This window comes from Nostoc sp. (genome assembly GCF_036917675.1).
Taxonomy (GTDB): domain Bacteria; phylum Cyanobacteriota; class Cyanobacteriia; order Cyanobacteriales; family Nostocaceae; genus Nostoc.
Genome location: NZ_JBALCT010000074.1, coordinates 1 through 21,127, shown reverse-complemented (window position 1 = coordinate 21,127; position 21,127 = coordinate 1). Strand labels below are relative to the sequence as shown.

The window sequence follows — 21,127 nt, the reverse complement described above, 5'->3', positions numbered from 1 at the left end:
AAGTAAAACAATGGAAATCGCTACAACCAGAGTACCCCGTTGGTTCGTTCGCAGAGACATTGATGGTTTGTTTGGGCTGGCGCTTGATAATTTTATTCAAATTTTATTGATTGTCAATTTGTGCGAACGAGTGCTTGGCTTTCCTGCATCGTTAGTTTATGGGCGCATTTTGCCAGGAGTTGCAATAAGTTTGATTGTTGGCAACTTCTATTACGCAAGGCTAGCCAAAGAGCAAGGGAAACGTGAGCAGAGGGACGATATTACTGCTTTGCCCTATGGGATTAACACCGTCAGCCTTTTTGCCTATATTTTTCTGGTGATGCTGCCTGTAAAATTAGCAGCAATTTCTGGTGGTGCATCTGGCGAACAAGCTGCTGAATTAGCTTGGCAAGCAGGACTGGTGGCTTGCTTTGGTTCCGGTTTGATAGAGTTTGTCGGGGCTTGGGGAGGAGAAGCACTCCGTCGCTTCGCCCCCCGTGCAGCATTGCTTTCCACTTTGGGCGGGATTGCAATCACTTTTATTGCTATTGGTTTTCTATTTCGTACCTTTGCCAATCCTGTAGTCGGTTTGGTGCCTCTTGGTGTAATTCTGCTGACTTATTTTGGGCGAGTGCGATTTGGCATCCCTGGTGGCTTGTTGGCAGTTCTGTTGGGAATTGCCCTTGCCTGGGGAACAGGTTTTGTCAGTTGGGATCATGCCAAGTTTAGCGCTACCCTGCAACCAATAGGACTTTATCTCCCTTCTTTGTGGCTGGCAAAATTGTGGAGCAGTCGTTCAGTCTTGGTGGAATATTTCAGCATTATTCTACCAATGGGGTTATTTAATCTTGTCGGCAGTCTTCAGAATTTAGAAAGTGCCTCAGCTGCGGGTGATACTTATCCTGCGGCTCCCTGTCTGAGGGTAAATGGTATTGGTACATTGGTTGCTGCTATTTGTGGTTCCTGTTTTCCGACTACTATTTATATTGGTCATCCTGGCTGGAAAGCTTTGGGAGCAAGAGTTGGTTACTCTATACTCAATGGCATAATCATGGGCTTGCTTTGCCTAAGTGGAACTGTGGCAATGCTGGCTTACTTTGTCCCGATTGAAGCTGGGATGGCAATTGTGTTGTGGATTGGGATTGTGATTGTGGCTCAAAGCTTTACAGCCACCCCGTCGCACCATGCACCTGCTGTGGTTGTTGGTCTATTACCGGGAATTGCTGGTTGGGGTGCAATAATAGCTAAAAATGCACTCCGGGCAGCAGGTTTGGGTACACCGGAAAAACCTTTTACACCAACCTTGATTGAGCAATTTAAGTTGAGTGATACGTATATTGATGGGGCTTTTGCTCTTGAGCAAGGGTTTATTTTTTCCGCCATGATTTTAGCTGGGATCACAGTTTACATTATTGAGCGCAAGTTTCGCCAAGCTGCCTATTGGTCTGCGATCGCTGCTGTAATTTCCTGGGTTGGATTGATGCACAGTTATCGTTGGACTGTTGCAGATACAGTTGTTAATTTCGGCTGGGGAACTGGTGCGCCTTGGGCTATTGGCTATATAATGCTTGCAATTCTCTTTTTCTATGTCGATTGGCAAGAAAGACCTAAGGCTTGATGCGATCGCCCTCTGCCCCGTCAGTCAGGTAAGAGTTCTTTTGACTTAACAGCATCATCTCCAGCAGAGGTATTCAAGACAGGACGGTAGCAGTAGAAAACAGTGATGAACTGGCATATCTGCCTAATTCCAACCGCGATCGCCAAGCGACCACCAGCCAAAAACTTTTTAATGCCGGAACAGTCACTCAGATAAATAGTTACTTCCCATCCTCCAGTATTAACGTAGACTCAGCAGTACGCCCAAATTCTTCAGGTGCATATTGCAAGTGAACTTGGGCACCAGGCCAAGAAAATGTACCAGGAGTAACAGAACGGACTAAATAATGCAAGCTATAAACTCCTGGTTCCAGGTGGTCGGCGTAGGCGATAATGCGATCGCGGTAGATATTTTTAAAGCCAAGTTCCCAGTTATCGGCTTTTGCTTGTAATGCAGCTGTGGTAGTTTGGAAACTTGCATCCACCGCCTCAAAACCTGCTGGTAGTGGATCTTTAATTACTATATGATCCACGGGGCGATCGGCGATGATTTCTAAACCAATATCAAACACCTGTCCAGAGGCTAAAGTCAAGGGTTTATCGAAAGCGTAAAGACCTGTTTTCTGTAAAACTTTCTCTTTATTTACTTGACTAATTTCTCGTGTTATGCGTAAGCCGTTAAATCTGCCTGGTTGATTTCCTTGCAAGCGATAATTATAAGCAACCAGATAGTGCAAAGTGCCATTACCTGATTTTTGCAGCGTTAAATCATTGCGACCACGAGGTAATTTATTCATTGGCACATTTAGCTGTAAACTAGGATTTTGATAGCCATTAAACCGATTTTCTCCTAACTTATTACCGGCTAATTCCACTGTGGCAACAAAATTAGGCGGCGTGGGTTGCAGTTGGCTATATTCTACCAAAGCTGTTAAGGCTTGGGCATTATTATAGTTAGTTTGCCATGTGCCATTCCGTCGCAGTGCTAGAAGACTTTGGAATAACTTATCTATAACTTCGGGTTTACTTTGCTTGGCAATAAATAAGCGTAAAGCTTCCGCCTGCGTCGTGGTAGATGAACTCATCCATCCCCAACTGCTGGGTAAACTTACAACTGCTGTGCGACCAGTTTCATATATATTCTGTTGTAACTTGTTCACTAATTGTTGAGATTCATCTTGCCATTCTGGGAATTGAGACAAGTATTGTGCCAGTTTAATTTGAGTTACGACATCAAAGTTATTGCGTTGTTCATAAATATCTGCAAGAAAGGTATTGCGCTTTTCCCCAATTTGTGAAAGTGAGATTAAAGCATTAAGTTGCAGTTGTCTTTTACACAGTTGCTGTTTGCAAAAATCGTATTCTCCAGGATTCGCCAGAACTTTTTGCAAATAAGCTTTCAGGCGAGACACCATTGCAGAATCGACTAAATTAGGGAACACCTGACTGGCTTTAGCCAAAGATTCACCCGCATAAGAAGAAACCCAAGGGTCAGATTTTTCTTGTCCGGGGAAAGCAGCAAAACCACCATCGGCTATTTGGAGTTTTTTTAATTTTTCAATTGCTTGATTTCCCTGTTGGGTGGGATTAAATTCTGCAAATGCCTGTCCATATTTTTGGGCGATAGTTTGCAGATTAGCAGCAATCATTAATTGACTCGCCGCCGGTTCTGTAAACGGCAAATCATTATCCTCTAAAACCTGCTTTGCTGGTGCTTGAATCTCCGGTATCAAACTACTCGCCAACTGAATATCTAAACCTCCCGCATCAGGGAAGGTATTTTTATCAACATTCAGGGGAATCTTCACCTGTTTTTCAGTGACACCAGTTTCAACGACTTGTTCTGTAATTTCAATTGGCTTAATTTCCAAAGGTACTTCAAAAGCATCTGCGGCTGTATTTAGCTGAGTGGTAAAGCGAACTTTAGCAATTCCCACGCTATCCGCCACCATTGGAAAGCGATAAGCATGAGTTGCAGATTCAGCTTTGGTTTGCAAAGAAGTAGTTGTGGGGTTTTCCTTAGCAAACTTCACATTCCCGCTAAGTTCGCCATTAATTGAGAGATTTCCTGTATTCCCAGTGTTGTTAGTTACAGATAAACCAGCAAGGATGCGATCGCCTGGACGGGCAAACTGTGGCAAGATGGCATTAGTTAGCAGTGGCTTTGTGGTGATAAACGTCGCGTCGCCGTTACCGAAACGCAGATTTCCATCAGTGGCCACAGCCATCACCCGCCATGTGGTTAAATCATCTGGCAATTTAAAGGTTATCTGTGCATTACCATTAGCATCGGTGAGAACAGAACCGTTGTAGTAAGCTAAAGCTTTAAAATCAGTGCGAGTGCGAGTATTTGCTGCACCAGTTGAGAAACCACCGCCATAACCCCAACCTTTGGGTTTAGCTACATCTTGTGGTTGTAATATTACATCTGGTCGATTATCGCTAAAGCGGGTAGATATTGGCTGTTCTGCATAAACTGTATCTACCAAATCTGGTGGACGATAACCAGAAAGTTGTAACACCGCCTCATTTACCACCATGACTGTAAACTGTCCTTTGGTGGGGTTTCCTTGATTATCCTTTAGTTCTAGTTGTACTGTTTCCTCTGCACCAGGTTCTAATGATGCTTGCACTGGCTTAACTTGCAGTTTTAAATACTTATCTTCTAAATTAACTTTAAAAGGTATAAAACCAATCTTCACCAACTTATCTAAACTTCCTGGTTCCACTTGGTTTATGGGTTTACCTTGCCTTACTAATACAGCTTCGATGGCTGCATTTGGCAGCATTTCTGGCGTGATTTGAAACTGAATTTTTGGTGTGCCTCCCTGAACTTTGATAATCTGCTGATAAAGGGGTTTGTCTTTAATCACAGCAAAGTACAGTTCTGCGTCTTGATAGGGAGATTGAATTATTGCAGTAGCGGTTTCACCCGGTTTAAACTCTTTTTTATCTAACTTTACTTCTAATACATCTTTTTCTTCCGAACCCCAAAATACTGAATTTCCTCCAGTTACCCAAATTTGTAAATCTGTGGCACTTAATTCGGATTTGGCATCGCTAAAATTAACTCTAATCCGATAGGAACTAGATTCCGGCGCTGTCAAACTTACCGATTGCGGATTACTAGCAGATGTAATTTCTGCTTGTCCGACTGTTTTATATTCAACTTGATTTTTTGGTGTTTGGCTACCTTCAACTAATTGGGTGACGCTGCTATATTTAATTTGTTGTAATTCCAGGCGCACCCGTTGACCTGTTATCGGTTTTCCTGTAGGGTCAGTAACAATCACTTCAATTGGAAAAGCTTTGCCAGCATCAGCGATAAAATTGCTTTTTAACCCGATGAGGCGATTACTCGGTAAAGCTGTAAAAGTTTTGAAATTCGCTACAGACAGATTAGAAACATCTGCAACTTGCATATCTACTCGGTAAGTCATCGAATATGGTAAATCATTAGCCACATTCACACTTTGACTACTTTTACCATTAGCATCTAGCTGGGCATTAGTTTGCAACACATCACTAGATATGGTAGGAGTTTCTTCCGGCCATAACCATTGTCTACCAAAAGTAAATTCGTCCCAACCTTTAGGAACAAAATTAGCTTGCTGGCGAGTAATAAAGTATTTTGCTTCTCCACCTTGTACAGGCGCACCAAATAAATAATTACTTGTAGCATTAATATCAACTTTCTCGTCAATGAGAGCAAATTCTTTATCTAAGTTGAGTTCGACTTTAAAATTAGGTGGCTTAAACTCAGCTATCCGAAATTCTCCAGAAATTTCTTGCCCGTTCTTTCTCTTAGCCTGGATTGTATGGTAGCCTAAGCGCTGAGTATTTTTGATTGGCAGTTCCAGAGAAAATGTGCCAAATTCATTTGTAGTTTGCGTACCTAAATTAGTCTTTTGTCCATCAGGATTTACCAAGGTTAATTGGTAAACAGCATTTTTATCTTGCTGGATTGTGCCATTTTGTAAATAGTCAGCAAACCCAGTTAACCAAGCTTTTTCTCCTGGTTGATACAACTGTCTATCTGAAAAAATTACCCCGCGTGATTCTGGCTTACTATCTTGCCAACCTGCATCAATACCATATCCATAAACGCCGCTATATTCTTCTGTTCTAGCGAATGCCCAATCTTGATTTTCACGCGCAATTACTAATAATTGTGGTGATTTACTAGAACTTTCATTCCCAGAATAACATTGCGGTAATCCTTCACGAACAATTCTAAAAGTTCCATTTTCATCAGTTTTACCCGTTGCACAAGGTACAGGTTCCGGGCGAGATTTTGCCTGTAATTTTGATTGATAAATTTCAATAGCAGCCGCTTTAACTGGTGAACCATCTGTAAGATGATTGACGCGAATTAAGCCTGACTCAGGAAACCACTGAGTAAATACGCCCAAATTCGTCAATTCAACTAAGCCATAAGTTGTCGGTTCTCGCCACAGTTCCTTACCATTCTCCTGATATTTATTAGTGCGGGCTTGCACTCCATAAGCTAACATTCCCGTAGCAGCACTTATTTTTTCTCGGAGAGGAACAGCAATATCAACTGATTGATTTTTCTTACCCGATACTTTAAAACTTTGCCAATCAGAAGGGTTTGGTAATAAATCACTACTATTATTAAAATAAACTAAATCTGTCGGGTTAACTACTCGATAAGCGGCTTTGTACTTAGATTCTGGCAGATTTCCCGTACTAATATTTAGCTGTAAATCTTTACCTGTGGGGAAAATATTCAAATCTGATGGGACCCAGATATCCCCAGCTAAATCTCCAGTATCATATTTAACTGTGACAGGTTTACCCAAAGTTTGTCCAAACTTATCTTTGAGATTAGCACCCATAGTAATTGTATAAGTCTTGGCGGGTTCTAACGCATAAGGATTGATGCCGACAATTTTATCTTCATCATTTACTTGTATAATTCTCGAAATTTCTTTTGGTGCTGGATTAATAGTAATATTTTCTTTAGCTGAATCTGCTAATAAAACGTTATTAAATTCAAGCTGCGGACTGCCTTTAAGAAATCTTCCAAAAGTTCCACCTGCATCTGGCTGTCCGTAAAAGTTAATTTTCTGAAATGCCAAAGGCGAATAAGTTACTAACTTACTGGCGAATTCTTTCGCTGTAGTTAGATTACCATAAGCAGGACGTATTCCGGGAGAAAATACCAGGCGATAACGAGTTGCTTTTTCGAGATTTTGCTGGGGGATGAGGTTATAAATCCAATTGCGTGCCGAAGGGTCAAATTTTTCTAAAGGATCTTCTTCATTTTTTGATGGTTTTTCTTCTTTGTTAAATTCGACTTTAAAACCTGTAACTTTATTTTGTCCTTCGGTAATTAACTGTAAATGTTTTTGTACAGAAGCTAAATCTAATTCTACATTGGAAGTAAACTGTAACTTCTGTTGTAAATCAATTGGTTCAACCTCAGCCTTCTCAACAGGATTGACACCAGGTAAATTAGTCAGGTTGATAGATTCGGTATTGAAAGTCCAAGGTAAATCTTTGTCTAGGCGATGATTTTTTAAATCGGCTAAACCTGCTTTGAGAGTGACTTGAAATCTTGTCGCTATTGGCAATGCTTTATCAGCTTCAAATCCCACCATACGCGGTGTTAAAAAGCGAAATTGACCGGGTAAAGGTGGCCAAAGTGCAAATTTTTGTAATAGCTTTTGCTGTTCTGGACTATCAAGACTTTCAACTGGGATTAAAGCTTCTTTAAAACGGATACGAATTTGGTTAAGAGATTTGGCATCCCCAATGGGACTAATTTGTTCAATCCAATCTGGTAGTTTTGGTGGTGTGAGTGGCGAAACTGCTGGGAGTTGTTCTTTACTTGAGTTGATACCAAAAAAATTACACCCTGCCATTCCTAACATAAATGTAAAGAGAAGAATAAACTGTATTTTTCTCTTGCGCCTTGAGGAATGACTAATTTTTTTTAATGAACCGCTAAGAATGCCAAGGACACTAAGGAAGAGATAGAGAATTTTATGGTGGAAACGGAGTAAAACTCTGATAATCATATTTTTAGTAATTCAAAATTAAAAATTCACAAATTATAGCTAACAAAAGTTCACACTCGCTTATTCAGTGGGCAATCTTAATACTAATAAACTACTCCAGATGACTAGTTATTTGTACTTAAACTTTGGATTTAACTATGTTTATTTACATTGATAACTAATTCAGTGTGATTGTTCCAAAAAATAACTACAATTCTTAACTATAAATTTTGCAAACATTAATTTACATCTGCTAAGTTAGTAAAAATGAATTATTAAGGATTTGACATATTTACTGATGTAGATGTAAGTAAGTCGGCGGGAAAATTAAGGTAACTTTTCTTAGACAGGGGTTTCCCTGATGAAACTAATTTCACGATCGCTAACTCAAATTAAGCACAAACTGCATAAAACTGGTAAAGTTATCCTGGCTCTGCTGCTAATCTGCCTAATAGTACGCCTATCACCTTATTTTGCGCCCATTCGTGCCGCAGACATTGCCCAAAATCAGTTGGCAATGCAATTTAGCGATCGCAATGGTTTACAATTAGGAACATTGCTCACCCGTGACCAAGAGCATACATCAGTAGTACCACTAAATCAGGTTTCGCCCCAGTTTACCCATGCCATTTTAGCCGCCGAAGATGGCAGCTTTTACCATCACGGGGCGTTGGATATGAAAGCTGTTATCCGCGCCAGTAAAGAAGCCATTCACGCCAAAAAAGTTGTTTCCGGCGCTTCCACGATTACGATGCAATTGGCGCGGATGTTAGATCCCGTGCCTCGCAGCTTCTCTGGTAAAATGCAAGAGATTTGGCTATCTTGGCGGTTAACAGCAGGGATGAACAAAGATGAAATCTTTGCTGCATATATCAATCGGCTGCCAATGGGAGGCAATATATATGGTGTGGAAGCAGCTGCGCGGACTTATTTTTCCATCTCAGCTAGTGAGTTGAATCTTGCCCAAGCTAGTTTGTTGGCTGCTATTCCCAATAATCCCACATACTTTAACCCTTACCAGCATTGGGAACGGCTGAAGCAGCGACAAAAATACGTCCTCAATCGTATGGTACTAGAAAAGTATATTAGTGGAGCGATCGCAGCCCGAACACACACCGAAAAAGTTGTGTTTCAATCTCGCCAACGGGGAATTATCGCTGCACCACACTTTTTATTTTGGTTAGCCAATAAGATGTCTGAGACGCAAACAGAAGAAAATTCCCCCATCCGCACGACTATAAATCTTCCTTTGCAGCAGTTTGTCGAAGCACAGGTACAACAGGTAATTTATTCTCTAGCCGCCAACAATGTCCATGATGCAGCTGCGTTGGTGATTGACAACCGCAGTGGCGAAGTTTTGGCTTATGTCGGTTCGCCTGATTACTTTAATGAAGTCAAACTGGGACGCAACGATGGAGTGCAAGCTCTACGTCAACCAGGATCTACACTCAAGCCTTTTGTGTATGAATTAGCTTTAGAAAAAGGTTTAATTCGCCCAAATAGTATCTTAGCAGATGTACCCGCCCATTATGCCATTCCCGGCGCGAAACTTTATAGTCCAACAGATTATACCGAACGCTTTCTTGGCCCAGTGCGGGTGCGAATCGCCTTAGCAAATTCCCTGAATGTACCCGCAGTGCGGGTGTTAGAAAAAGTAGGTGTGGAAACTTTCTTAGAACGACTGCATCAACTAGGATTTGAACACCTCAATCAAACCCCAGAACATTATGGTTTAGGGTTAACTCTAGGTAGTGGCGAAGTCAGTCTCTGGGAATTAGCGCATGCCTACCTGACCATAGCACGACTTGGAGATGCGACCCCTTTAGTAAGCACATTTTCCAAATCCCCACTCTCGACTCCCGACTCCCCACTCCCCAACAACCACACAATATGGCAATTAATCACCAATATACTCAGCGATCGCCATGCTCGTGCAACAGCATTTGGTGTAGACTCAGTGTTAAATTTACCCTTTCCTTCTGCGGCTAAAACTGGCACTTCTTCCAATTTTCGTGACACTTGGACAGTTGGCTTCACTACCGATTACACCGTTGCTAGTTGGGTAGGCAATTTCAACGGCGAACCGATGCGACAGGTTTCAGGTGTGACAGGGGCTGCACCCTTGTGGAATCGGATTATGTTACACCTGCACGAACATCAAGAACCAGCAGATTTTCCATCTCCAGAAGGTTTAGTGCAACTACCTATTTGTGCAATTTCGGGGTTACGACCAACACCAGATTGTACCTCAGTGGTGCAGGAATATTTCTATCCTGAAGATAAAAGTAATTACGAACGTGAAAATCAATTCAATTTACCACCAGAGTATGATGAGTGGTTGGCAAAACAACAGCAATCGAATTTTACTTCTACCAATTTGAGAATTTTATCTCCGCATCATGGCGATTTATTCTTACTGTATCCAGGTGAAGACGCGAAGCAAAAACTCGAATTGAAGCTAGTGGGAAATAAATCTGCGCCTGTTGAGTGGTGGTTAAATGGTGAAAAGTTAGATACACAGTTAGCTAATTCTTTATTTTGGTATTTGCGTCCTGGTAATTGGACTTTGGAAGCCAGAAGTGGGAAAATGAGCGATAAGGTAAGTTTTCAAGTGGAATTGGCTAATCTTAAACCCACGCGTCGGGGATTTTCTATTAGTAATTCTCCGGTAAAGAGATGAATCGCCGATAATTAAATAGTTAGTTAGCGTAAATAAAGTTCTACACTCAATACCTTCAGCTAAAAAAAAGGATGAAGATAGAGGGCTGATGTCAGTAAGCTAACAATAACTTGTATTTGAGTATCGCCACTTTTTGCTGAAACATGATATTGAATTACAGCTTACGTAAATTTACTCTAAAAAAATTTAAGAGAAAATTTAAATATTAGTGAATATACGAGTTACGTTTCAGTCTGATCTCAATAGTATGTAAGTAAATATAGGAATCGGACTTGAATTTGGAAAGTATACTGAGACTAAAAAATTTTCCAGTGAAGCTTTTATCTTAAAAACTTTTGATTAATCAAACCGGAGTTCTATATATGCTAGTTAAATCTAGACAAGAGCAATATTAATCAATCAAACCTGCAATTCAGAGATATTCGGGTAAGAATTAGACTTTTTCGGAAATTTAGAACCCAGTCTCTTTAAGGTTTTTAGACAATATTTAGATGTCTTAAAACAATGCAGTAATGAGGGTTTCATGTAGCTGCTGATAGTTTAAGGGCGAAAGATAGTGTTGTTTAATTTTGAGTAACTCCCCGATTTCGTATCTTATGTAATCTGTACTAGCCTTTAGGAGAATTAATTTTAGTCAACAGAGATAGGATTTATTTTCTTGATTTATATCAATTGAACTTTCGGACGGTTCTATTAACTGTAATCACCTTTAATCATCCATTTTAGCTAAGATTATTGGCAAATATGACTTACGGAAGAAAGTTCTAAATTAGTGGTAATTCAGGAATTACCACTACGAAAAATCAGGTTTTTGAAACAATTTTGCATAAGTCCCGGTAAATAGGCTCAACTTCTTGCCAGCCCCATACTCTAACAACTAGCAGAAGTTTAAAAAAGCTATCTCTGAATTGACACAAATTAATTAATAATCAAATCTTCACTGATTTTTTCTTGGTAAATAAACAGTTTAAAATTTGGAAGTCTAACTAGTGTAAATAGGGCTACTTCAGCAATTAGATAAGTATTGAGTAATTTTTAATTCACTCAACACTTTATTCTTAGCACTGAGAGCAGTCAAAGCGTTTCTGGCGTTGCTGGCTGCTACAACTAAGGCTCTAAACACAGTCTTAAGTGTAGTTATCTTATTTTACTATCCACATCAAAAGGAAGTTGAAAATGTCAATTCTGTTTGCTCTACAGCCAAAACAATGGCTCGGACGGATAGTATCTGCGCGGCTAGTTAGCTTGCTCGCCCTGCTTACTACTGTGATCCCCTTCGAGGTTCTTTCCACCCCAGCGTTGGCCATCCCAGCAGCCGCGTCTATTGACACCAAGATTCAGGTTTCTAATACAATGAGCTATTGGCCTTTCAATATTAGCCGTTACTTGAAAGTGCCGCCCAACTTCTCCATCTCCGTTTATGCTCGCATTCCGAAAGCCCGCTTTATCGCAGTTGCTCCCAATGGCAATCTTCTAGTGTCGCAGCCAAGTACCGGTAAAGTACTGATTGTCAGGGCAAATGGCAGCAAAGACCCAATTATTTCTGACTTTGTGACAGGTCTACGCAATCCGCAGGGCATTGTGTTTCACACGATTAATAACACCACATACATTTATATCTCTGAGAGTAATCAAATTAACCGCTTCATCTACAAATCTGGAGACATAACCGCCCAGAATCGCCAAGTTGTCGTCGCTGGCTTACCAGACAGCAGCACCTCCGAACTCAAAGGTGCTTACGGTCACGAACTGAAAAATATCGCACTCGATGCCAACCACAAACTATACGTGTCCATCGCCTCGACATGCAACGCCTGCGTAGCAGATACTGTCAGTAACCCACGGCGGGGTGCGATTTACCAGTACAACGCTGATGGAAGCAATCCGCGGCTTTTTGCCCAAGGTTTACGCAATGCAGAAGGACTGGCATTCGTCCCTGGCACAAATGACCTCTGGGTAGCCGTTAATAATCGAGATAACATCGCCTATCCCTTCAAGGATGCCACTAACAACTACGGTAAGGTTGTCCCGTCCTACGTAGACAACCACCCGCCAGAGGAGCTCACGCGAGTCCGAGATGGCGGTAACTACGGTTGGCCATTCTGCAACCCCAATCCTGACACATCAAATCGCTCCTACTATATGCCCTTCGACCGCGACTATCAGTTTAATGCCGATGGACATGTTAATTGCAATGCGATGGACAAGATTATCAGAGGTATCCAAGCGCATTCAGCTCCGTTGGGACTAACCTTCTTACAAAATACGAAGTTTCCCAGCCTATACTCAACTGGGGTATTGGTAGGGCTGCACGGCTCATGGAATCGGCAGCAGAGAACAGGTTATAAAATAGCTTACTTTCCCTGGGAAAATACGACAAAGATCCCAGGAAACCAGATAGATTTAGTCACCGGCTGGGTAATTCCAGGAACGCAAGATTTCTGGGGGCGACCCGTGGATACGGTAGTGGATCAGCAGGGTAATTTGTTAATATCGGATGACTACAGCGGCACGATTTACAGGCTCTCCTACACGCCGAGATAAAAATGATTTCCAGATTTCATCCCATTTCACACAAACCCTGAGACATATAGATTTCTCGTAGGGATACACCATTGCTCATAGGTGTCAACTTAAGCGCAAAGCCTTTTAAAACCTCGTTTCCAGCAAGAGGCTGGAAATGCTGCTCTGCCGCTTTTCAAGAGGCTCCGCCTCTAGAACGGCATTCCCAGTCGGAGACTCTTAACGAGACAATCTAAAAGCTGGTTCTAGGCAGGTTTTCACGCTAAGTTGACACCTATGACCATTGCTGTGTCCCTACCAACGTATTTGGATCATGGACATATCTTCAAGGGTTTTCAACGAGCATTCTAATATTATGTAATAATATGTAATCGTAATAATTACGCTGCCAAATTGCTATTTCAGGGGCATTACAGGTTATGTTGATGCGTCTAGTCGTAGCCGATTTGAATCCAGTCACAAATGATGATAGCGATCGCAGTCTACGATGTAATATAGGCTTTGGTAGCAACGCACAGATGTTCCCCCTGATCACAGATGGGGAAAGTGTCAAACTCTATATAAAAGCAACAAACTCAAACTATGACTCAGCAACCAACTGATCTAGACAAGAAAGCTGTATTTGAGCAGTTGTGGGAAATTACTAAGGAACTCCACCAAAAACTAGAGGCTCGTTTTCAGTTACATCCAGACCCTTCTACACTAGATTTACAGCCATACCGCAGTCTCGATGGCAATATCAACGGATCGCTGACCACTTTTGTGGCGTCAGAAATTGACTGGCTAGTTCATTCATGGCTAGGAAGCCCTGAAAGTTCAAACTTCAGCGTCATGCGTCTTACCACTTGGTTGAAGTCGCATATCCAGGTTCCTCATTTAGCGTTTGAATTTGGCACACTTCCCAATATTTTCTTTTATATAGATTACATTCCCCGGACTGAGCTTTTAACCGATTTGGCATATCTCGATCGCTACTATGAGCCAGTTAACGAAACATTCTTGAAGTTGCAGTCCGATTCGCGGCTCAAGTTATTTACTAGCAAAAGTGTGTATGTTCGCCTATTTCAATCGCCTGTTAGCTTGTGCTACACCGGCGCGCCTACTTTTGATACCCTCGAACTAACTCGCACACTTGCACATGAAACACTCGATCGCTGGTTAACTTGGGTAGATGCAGCTGAACCTGTGCCAGAAGATGCACGGGATGCTCTAGCGGCTCGTGATTTATGGCTGCGCCGGAGCAGTGCAGAACGCGACGCAGATAACCAAATCGCTGTGCGGCTATTTGGATCGGAATTGACAGATAGACTTGTGCGATCGCTCTGGGGTGGCGATCGCATTCTCTAAATTGGTGAATCAATGCTTCCCTCTCCTTTATAAGGAGAGGGATTGAGGGTGAGGTAATCACAGACTCTCGTAGGTGAGTTGGGCATTTCCCCAGTTGGTTTCTGCCAGAAATTCCCTAAATGTAGTCAGAAGTCCAGGAAACTCCTCTTCTCGTAAACGCTGGACATCGGCTTGATAACCTTGTTTGCGATACCACTGAATCAAATCAAACAGTTCCCTTTGGAGCAAGAGTAAGAAAATCCAGGCGGGTGTCTCTTTGTAGACAACTTTCATCCCCTGCGCTTGGGAGAATGCCTCTGCCATCTGCTTTGGAGTCAGCACATCGCCAGCTAGCTCAATTTCTTGACCAATATACTTGGTAGGATGTTTGATTACGTAGGCAGCAACGCGCCCCATGTCCTTCGTTGTAATTAGATGAAGGGGCAAGTCTTGCTGAATAGAAAACGGGAAACTACCTTTGAGGATGGAAGGTCGCGTGTACTTCTTCCAAAACTCCTCCATAAACAAGCAGGCTCGCAACATAGTAGTCGGTAAGCCAGCTTGTTTGAGAATTTCCTCCACTTGGTACTTTTGCTCAATGCGGGGAATTCCTGAATTCCTGTCCGCCCCACCTGCGGAATTATAGACAAAGTGCTTAATGTCAGCTTGTTTGGCAGCTTGTGCAACTCGCTTTGCTCTCTCCACCTCTCGCGGGTCAATTTTAGGGGAGTCCGCAGAAGTAGCGTGGCAGTAAACAGCCGAAATCCCTGCAAAGGCTGCGATGAGGGAGGTTTCATCGTCGAGATTGGCTTTTACCAATTCAACTTTGGCATCGTTGAGTTTTGCAAGAGTTGGACGATTCAGGTCAATTTCTCTAGTGATGACTCGCAAATTGGTAACTCCCTGTTCGAGAAATCCCTTGACGACATTTCCACCTGTGCCACCAGTAACTCCGATGAGTAACACTTTATCGGTGTTTGACTCTGTGCGATCGGGGAAATTTGACATTCTCTTCTACCTGGAGTTCTTTATTTAAATTAAGTTTATACAAAGACAGAAGAAGCAAATAATAATTAAGTAGCAACCTGATTTAATATCAGAACTTAAAGTTTCGACCTCAGACCGACAACATCCAAGCAAAAAGTTTCAACAAAGCCCTTGGATCTGAGTTGACAGATAAACTTGTACGATGGCTAGGTTGGGCTACGCCTACGCTCTGAGATGGCGATCGCATTCTTTCAATTAGTGAGGAATTTTGGACAATAACACCGATAATTTAGAATCCTACCGTGCTTTGGCACTGCAAGTTACCTGTCATGCAGTCAACCAAACAAGCGATCGCCACGAAGCGCGATCGCTGATGCAAAACTCCATCAACCGCCTAGCTCAACAAATTGCTGCCAGTATCGCTTTCATTGGCTTTGATTGTCGTTTAATTGTATTGCCAGAATATTTCCTGACTGGTTTTCCGATGGGAGATTCTCTCTTAGGATGGGCAGAAAAAGCCTGTATAGAAATGGCTGGGGCTGAGTATGAAGCACTTGGTAAAATTGCTCAAAAGCATAAAATCTTTTTAGCTGGCAATGCCTACGAAGTTGACCCCAATTTTCGCGGATTGTATTTCCAAACCTGCTTTATCATTGACCCCTCTGGCTCAATTGTTTTGCGATATCGGCGGCTAAATTCCTTATTTGCTCCCACCCCCCATGATGTTTGGGATAAGTATCTCGACTGCTATGGTTTAGAGGGAGTTTTCCCCGTTGCCAAAACGGAGATCGGTAATTTGGCAGCTTTAGCATCAGAAGAAATTTTGTATCCAGAAGTGGCGCGGTGTTTGGCGATGCGAGGAGCGGAGATTTTTGTCCATTCAACCTCGGAAGTATACAACAAAAACCTTACCCCCAAAGACGCGGCAAAAATCACTCGCGCCGTCGAAAATCTGGCATACGTAGTTTCAGCCAATACCGCAGGTGTCGCTAATATTGCCATCCCCATTACTTCGGCTGATGGTGGCTCTAAAATCATTGACCATCGCGGAATCGTTTTAGCTGAGACAGGTGCAGGTGAAAGCATGGCAGCATTCGCAGAGATTGACCTAGTAGCATTACGACGCGATCGCCGCCGACCGGGGTTAAATAATTTACTTTCACGCCAACGGTTTGAGCTATACGCCGAAAGTTATCGCCAGTCACACTTTTACCCTGCTAATACTATGCTGGAAGGAGAAGTAGACCGCAAACACTTCCTGCAAACGCAGCAAGCCACCATTGAGCGGTTAACCAAATTGGGGATAATTTGAATTGGGCAGAAGAATTTTGGATTTTGGATTTGGGATTGAAGAAAAATCTAAAATCTAAAATATAAAATCTAAAATCCAAAATTGAATAACTCCTAATGACAAAACCAATAGAAGTCCGCAATCCCCGAACTGGCAAATTTGACTACGTAATTATCCCACCGCCCCCAAAGCTGCTGGTACAACAATGTAAGCGCAGCCGCAGAGCGCAAGTTCGCTGGCAGCAGTTGGGTTTAGAGGGGAGAATTGAAGCTTTACAGCAGTGGAAGGAAGCGATATTATCTGGACGCGATCGCTTAACGGAAGCTTTGGTAAATGATACAGGAAGATTGTCAGTCTCAGTATTAGAAATAGATTCCTTCCTCTCTAGCATCGATCGCTGGTGTCGGTTAGCGCCAGAGTTGCTGCAAGAATCTGCAAAAAATACAGCCATTCCGTTTATCGCCTTGCAACAAATATCGGTTCCTTATCCCCTAGTTGGGATAATTAGCCCGTGGAATTTTCCCCTGTTACTGTCTACCATTGATACCATTCCGGCATTGTTGGCGGGTTGTGCGGTGATTGTCAAACCCAGTGAAATCGCTCCCCGCTTCGTAGCACCAATGATTACAGCACTCAACGCCGTTCCTAAACTGCACGATGTATTAACTTTTGTTGAAGGAGCAGGCACAACCGGATCTGCTTTGATTGAAAATGTAGATTTGGTATGTTTTACAGGCAGTGTAGCCACAGGGCGAAAAGTAGCAGAAGCCGCTGCTAAACAGTTTATTCCAGCTTTTTTGGAATTAGGAGGAAAAGATCCGGCGATCGTCTTGGAATCAGCCAATTTAGAATTAGCAACCTCAGCAATATTGTGGGGTTCCGTCGTCAACACCGGACAGTCATGCCTCTCAATTGAGCGAATTTATGTTGCTGAATCGATATTTGAAAAGTTTTACCATCAACTAGTAGCCAAAGCTTATCGCCTTGGGCTAGCCTACCCTACAATTGAAAGTGGAGAAATTGGCCCCATCATCACCGAAAGACAAGCAGCAATTATTAGCGACCATCTCGTAGATGCAGTTGAAAAGGGAGCAGTAATTCACTGCGGGGGTGTAATTGAAGACTTAGGTGGGGGTTGGTGGTGTCGTCCGACAGTTATCACCCAAGTTGACCATTCCATGAAAGTGATGACCGAAGAGACTTTTGGCCCGATTATGCCAGTGATGCCTTTTTCCACAGTAGAGCAAGCAGTATCTTTAGCGAACGACTCAATTTATGGATTGAGTGCTGCTGTGTTTGCCGAGTCAGAAGCAGAAGCCTTAGAAGTTGCCCACCAGATAGATGCAGGTGGCATCAGTATCAACGATGCTGGACTCACCGCCATGATACATGAGGGAGAGAAAAACGCCTTTAAATTCTCTGGTCTGGGAGGATCACGCATGGGTGCAGCGGCGCTAAAACGCTTCATGCGAAAAAAAGCTATTTTGATCAAAACTAACACTACTAATGACCCTTGGTGGTTTGATAATGAAGTTTGACGCGCCCCACTTTACGAAAGTTGAGGGAAGGATATTACGACGATCATCATAAATACTGTCAAGAAACAGAAGGTAAGTTTTTAGAAGCGGTATATAGCATCGACTTACAATGTTAATATATCAACTTACAATGCCAATGCTAAAATTCAGCAGTTTTTGTAGGGTATGCACTGCTTACCCGCTCAATCTATTATTATTAGCTTGTGTTGTCAACCTTACCTACAGTTGTTAAGAGGTGAATTGCAATGACTTCAAATATTCGAGAAGGAATGCCCGTACTTGTCCGTCATGAAGGAGATTGGGTAGGAACTTATACATTAATTGATACAACAGGAAAAATCCTCGACAAGTATGAGTCTCACTTAACTTGTCAATTTCCAGAAGATGGACTTCATCCTTACTACCAAATCAATCGTTACAATTGGTCTGATGGCAAACGAGAAGAGTATGAATTTCCTGGAAGCTATAAAGATAATAAACTCTGGTTTGACACCGATCGCATTCAAGGAAAAGCTTGGGAAGCAGATGATTCAGTTGTTATTTTGTGGTTTGCTTATAAGACAAACCCAGAAATGACCATCTATGAAATGATCTACATTAGTCCTGACAATAACAATCGTGCCCGCACTTGGCATTGGTTTAAGAATAATCAAATCTTTCAACGCACCCTAATTCAAGAAGAACGGCTAAAAAAATAGTAATTTCTCCCCTTAGCAAGCAAGGAAATAAGATTTCTGCTCCCTCTCCTTAGTAAGGAGAGGGTTGGGGTGAGGTTTAAAGAGCCTTCTACAAAAGTTAGATGCTTCCGGCGGATTCCGTATAACTCAATACAGTTCAGTCAAGCATTTATTCTTTCTTTCTTTCTTTCTTTCTTTCTTTCTTTCTTTCTTTCTTTCTTTCTTTCTTTCTTTCTTTCTTTCTTTGTGTGTTCTCTGCGCCTCTACGGTTCGTTAAAAAAAATGACTTTCACAAAGAGTTTTAGCCTTAACTGAACCGTATTGCTGTATAACTCTCATCTCAAATCTCAACTTAGTAAGGTACATGCATGGCAAAAGGTGACAAAATAAACTTTTCTACTCCTAGCGGTTTCCCAGAATTTCTTCCTAGCGAAAAGCGTCTAGAATTATATTTGCTAGATATCATCCGTAGAGTTTTTGAAAGCTATGGATTTACGCCCATTGAAACACCTGCTGTAGAACGTTTAGAAGTGCTGCAAGCTAAAGGCAATCAAGGCGACAATATCATCTATGGCATTGATCCTATCCTGCCACCAAATCGACAAGCCGAGAGAGATAAATCGGGCGAAACTGGTTCGGAAGCAAGAGCTTTAAAGTTTGATCAAACAGTTCCTTTGGCGGCTTATATTGCCCGCCACCTGAATGAATTAACCTTTCCCTTTGCCCGCTACCAAATGGATGTAGTTTTTCGGGGAGAACGGGCGAAAGATGGGCGGTTTCGTCAGTTTCGTCAGTGCGATATTGATGTAGTTGCTCGTCGTGAACTCAGCTTGCTCTATGATGCTCAGATGCCTGCAATTATCACTGAGATATTTGAAGCAATTAATATTGGTGATTTTCTGATTCGCATCAATAATCGCAAAGTTCTTACTGGTTTCTTTAAGTCAGTGGGAATTGCTGAAAACCAAATTAAATCGTGTATTGGTATTGTTGATACTCTGGAAAAAGTTGGTGAAAAGAAAGTAAAGCAAGATTTAGAAAAAGAGGGCATTTTAGCAGAACAGGCTGAAAATATTATTGAATTTATTAAAATTGATGGTTCTGTTAATGAAGTATTAAATAAGCTCAATCACCTCGCGCAAAACCTATCAGAAACTGAGCAATTGAACCTGGGAGTTACCGAATTAGAAACAGTAATTGCAGGCGTGCGTAATCTCGGAGTTGCCGAAAATCGTTTCTGTATTGATTTATCCATTGCCCGTGGTCTTGATTACTATACTGGCACAGTTTACGAAACAACCTTATTAGGACATGAAGCATTAGGTAGTATTTGTTCTGGCGGTAGATATGAAGAGTTAGTAGGAGTATTTTTGGGCGAAAAAATGCCTGGTGTAGGCATTTCTATTGGTTTAACTCGCTTAATTAGTCGTTTACTAAAAGCTGGTATTCTTAGTACTTTAGCTGTGACACCAGCCCAGTTGATGGTAGTGAATATGCAAGATGATTTAATGCCAACTTATTTAAAAGTTTCTCAACATCTGCGTCAGGCTGGAATTAATGTTATAACTAACTTTGATAAGCGCCCCTTGGGTAAACAATTTCAGCTAGCTGACAAACAAGGAATTCAATTTTGCGTAATTATTGGTTCTAAGGAAGCAGCAACACAAAAGTCCTCCCTCAAAGATTTGAAAACAGGTGAGCAAGTAGAAGTGTTACTGGTAAATCTGGCTGAGGAAGTTAAAAGAAGGCTTGGCTAATAAACGGATATTCTGATCAAGTTAAACAAGAATGTTTGAAGCTGTACGTTAATGGTATGGGATTTCGCGCAATTGAGCGTTCTACAGGAGTTGATCATACAACAATCATTTATTGGGTTAAACAAATTGCTCAACAACTTCCAGATGCACCACAAGAAGATGAAATTCCAGAAGTTGGAGAGTTAGATGAACTAGAAACCTTTGTCGGGTCAAAAAAAACAAAATTTGGTTGTAGGACAGCCGTAAATCATTTTCATGTTGGCGAAGCCTGCCGAAGGCAAGGAATTTTGGCTTGGGTGCTGGGAGAGGAGACCATAGTGCAGAAACATTTCAACCACTGTGGGAGATTGTTTGTACTTGGCACTGCTATTTTTATGTCACAGATGGATGGAAAGTTTACCCCTATTTTATCCTCTCCAGGAGACTATATTGTGAGCAAAACCTATATGATCAGGGTTGAAGGAGAAAATACCCGTTGACGTGATTACTTAGCACGTTTACATCGCAAAACATTATGCTACTCAAAATTAGTAGATATGCTTAAATACTCAATTCGCTTGTTACTTTACTATTTAAAGTATAGAGAAATATCCGTGTTTAACTGATTCATCCCGCATTATGCAACGCCGATTTTTGCGACAAATGACGCGTAAAGTAAAGCCCCCTAGCAATGACGTGAGCTAGAGGGCTTTAGTTTGTAAAATTAAACCTGGCATCGAGCTATTTTTGCGTAGGGCTACCCCTAAACTA

At 41.9% G+C, this 21,127-nt stretch carries 11 protein-coding genes and 1 pseudogene; 10 read left to right on the top strand and 2 right to left on the bottom strand.

Translation table 11 applies throughout. The features are described 5' to 3' along the window. Nucleotides 1-10: 10 nt before the first annotated feature. Nucleotides 11-1,597, top strand: a complete 1,587-nt coding sequence (locus V7K31_RS29720; protein ID WP_335099797.1) for an NCS2 family permease — start codon at nucleotides 11-13, stop codon at nucleotides 1,595-1,597. A 199-nt stretch (nucleotides 1,598-1,796) separates the two neighbouring features. Here the strand turns inward: V7K31_RS29720 and V7K31_RS29715 are convergent, their stop codons facing one another. Beyond that, nucleotides 1,797-7,463 carry an alpha-2-macroglobulin family protein gene (locus V7K31_RS29715; protein WP_335099795.1) on the bottom strand — a complete coding sequence of 1,889 codons (5,667 nt, stop codon included), beginning with the start codon at nucleotides 7,461-7,463 and terminating at the stop codon, nucleotides 1,797-1,799. 496 nt (nucleotides 7,464-7,959) lie between these two features. Here V7K31_RS29715 and pbpC point away from each other — a divergent pair, with 496 nt between their 5' ends. From pbpC to V7K31_RS29695, 4 genes are all read left to right on the top strand, one after another. Next, nucleotides 7,960-10,278, top strand: a complete 2,319-nt coding sequence (gene pbpC, locus V7K31_RS29710; RefSeq protein WP_335099792.1) for a penicillin-binding protein 1C — start codon at nucleotides 7,960-7,962, stop codon at nucleotides 10,276-10,278. Between the two features lie 1,176 nt (nucleotides 10,279-11,454). Next, nucleotides 11,455-12,822 carry a PQQ-dependent sugar dehydrogenase gene (locus tag V7K31_RS29705; RefSeq protein WP_335099789.1) on the top strand — a complete coding sequence of 456 codons (1,368 nt, stop codon included), beginning with the start codon at nucleotides 11,455-11,457 and terminating at the stop codon, nucleotides 12,820-12,822. Nucleotides 12,823-13,226: 404 nt separating this feature from the next. After that, nucleotides 13,227-13,403 carry a hypothetical protein gene (locus tag V7K31_RS29700; protein WP_335099786.1) on the top strand — a complete coding sequence of 59 codons (177 nt, stop codon included), beginning with the start codon at nucleotides 13,227-13,229 and terminating at the stop codon, nucleotides 13,401-13,403. Next, on the top strand, nucleotides 13,384-14,148 hold the full coding sequence (locus tag V7K31_RS29695) for a red chlorophyll catabolite reductase (RefSeq protein ID WP_335099784.1): 765 nt from the start codon (nucleotides 13,384-13,386) through the stop codon (nucleotides 14,146-14,148). Before V7K31_RS29700 ends, V7K31_RS29695 begins: the two co-directional genes overlap by 20 nt. 57 nt (nucleotides 14,149-14,205) lie before the next feature. Here V7K31_RS29695 and V7K31_RS29690 read toward each other — a convergent pair whose 3' ends face one another. Then, nucleotides 14,206-15,135, bottom strand: a complete 930-nt coding sequence (locus tag V7K31_RS29690) for an NmrA family NAD(P)-binding protein (RefSeq protein WP_335099782.1) — start codon at nucleotides 15,133-15,135, stop codon at nucleotides 14,206-14,208. A 247-nt stretch (nucleotides 15,136-15,382) separates the two neighbouring features. Between V7K31_RS29690 and V7K31_RS29685 the strand changes: the two genes are divergently transcribed. From V7K31_RS29685 to V7K31_RS29665, 5 genes and pseudogenes are all read left to right on the top strand, one after another. Further along, a complete protein-coding gene (locus tag V7K31_RS29685) occupies nucleotides 15,383-16,426 on the top strand; it encodes a nitrilase-related carbon-nitrogen hydrolase (RefSeq protein ID WP_335099779.1) in 1,044 nt (347 codons plus the stop codon). A gap of 95 nt (nucleotides 16,427-16,521) precedes the next feature. Further along, nucleotides 16,522-17,943: an aldehyde dehydrogenase family protein gene (locus V7K31_RS29680; RefSeq protein ID WP_335099777.1), complete on the top strand. Its 1,422-nt coding sequence runs from the start codon at nucleotides 16,522-16,524 to the stop codon at nucleotides 17,941-17,943. A gap of 245 nt (nucleotides 17,944-18,188) precedes the next feature. Beyond that, nucleotides 18,189-18,641 carry a DUF3598 family protein gene (locus tag V7K31_RS29675; protein WP_335099773.1) on the top strand — a complete coding sequence of 151 codons (453 nt, stop codon included), beginning with the start codon at nucleotides 18,189-18,191 and terminating at the stop codon, nucleotides 18,639-18,641. A 347-nt stretch (nucleotides 18,642-18,988) separates the two neighbouring features. Then, nucleotides 18,989-20,377, top strand: a complete 1,389-nt coding sequence (hisS, locus tag V7K31_RS29670) for a histidine--tRNA ligase (RefSeq protein ID WP_335099770.1) — start codon at nucleotides 18,989-18,991, stop codon at nucleotides 20,375-20,377. Nucleotides 20,378-20,382: 5 nt separating this feature from the next. Then, nucleotides 20,383-20,982, top strand: a pseudogene (locus tag V7K31_RS29665) (IS1 family transposase); the annotation flags it as partial. Nucleotides 20,983-21,127 lie beyond the last annotated feature (145 nt).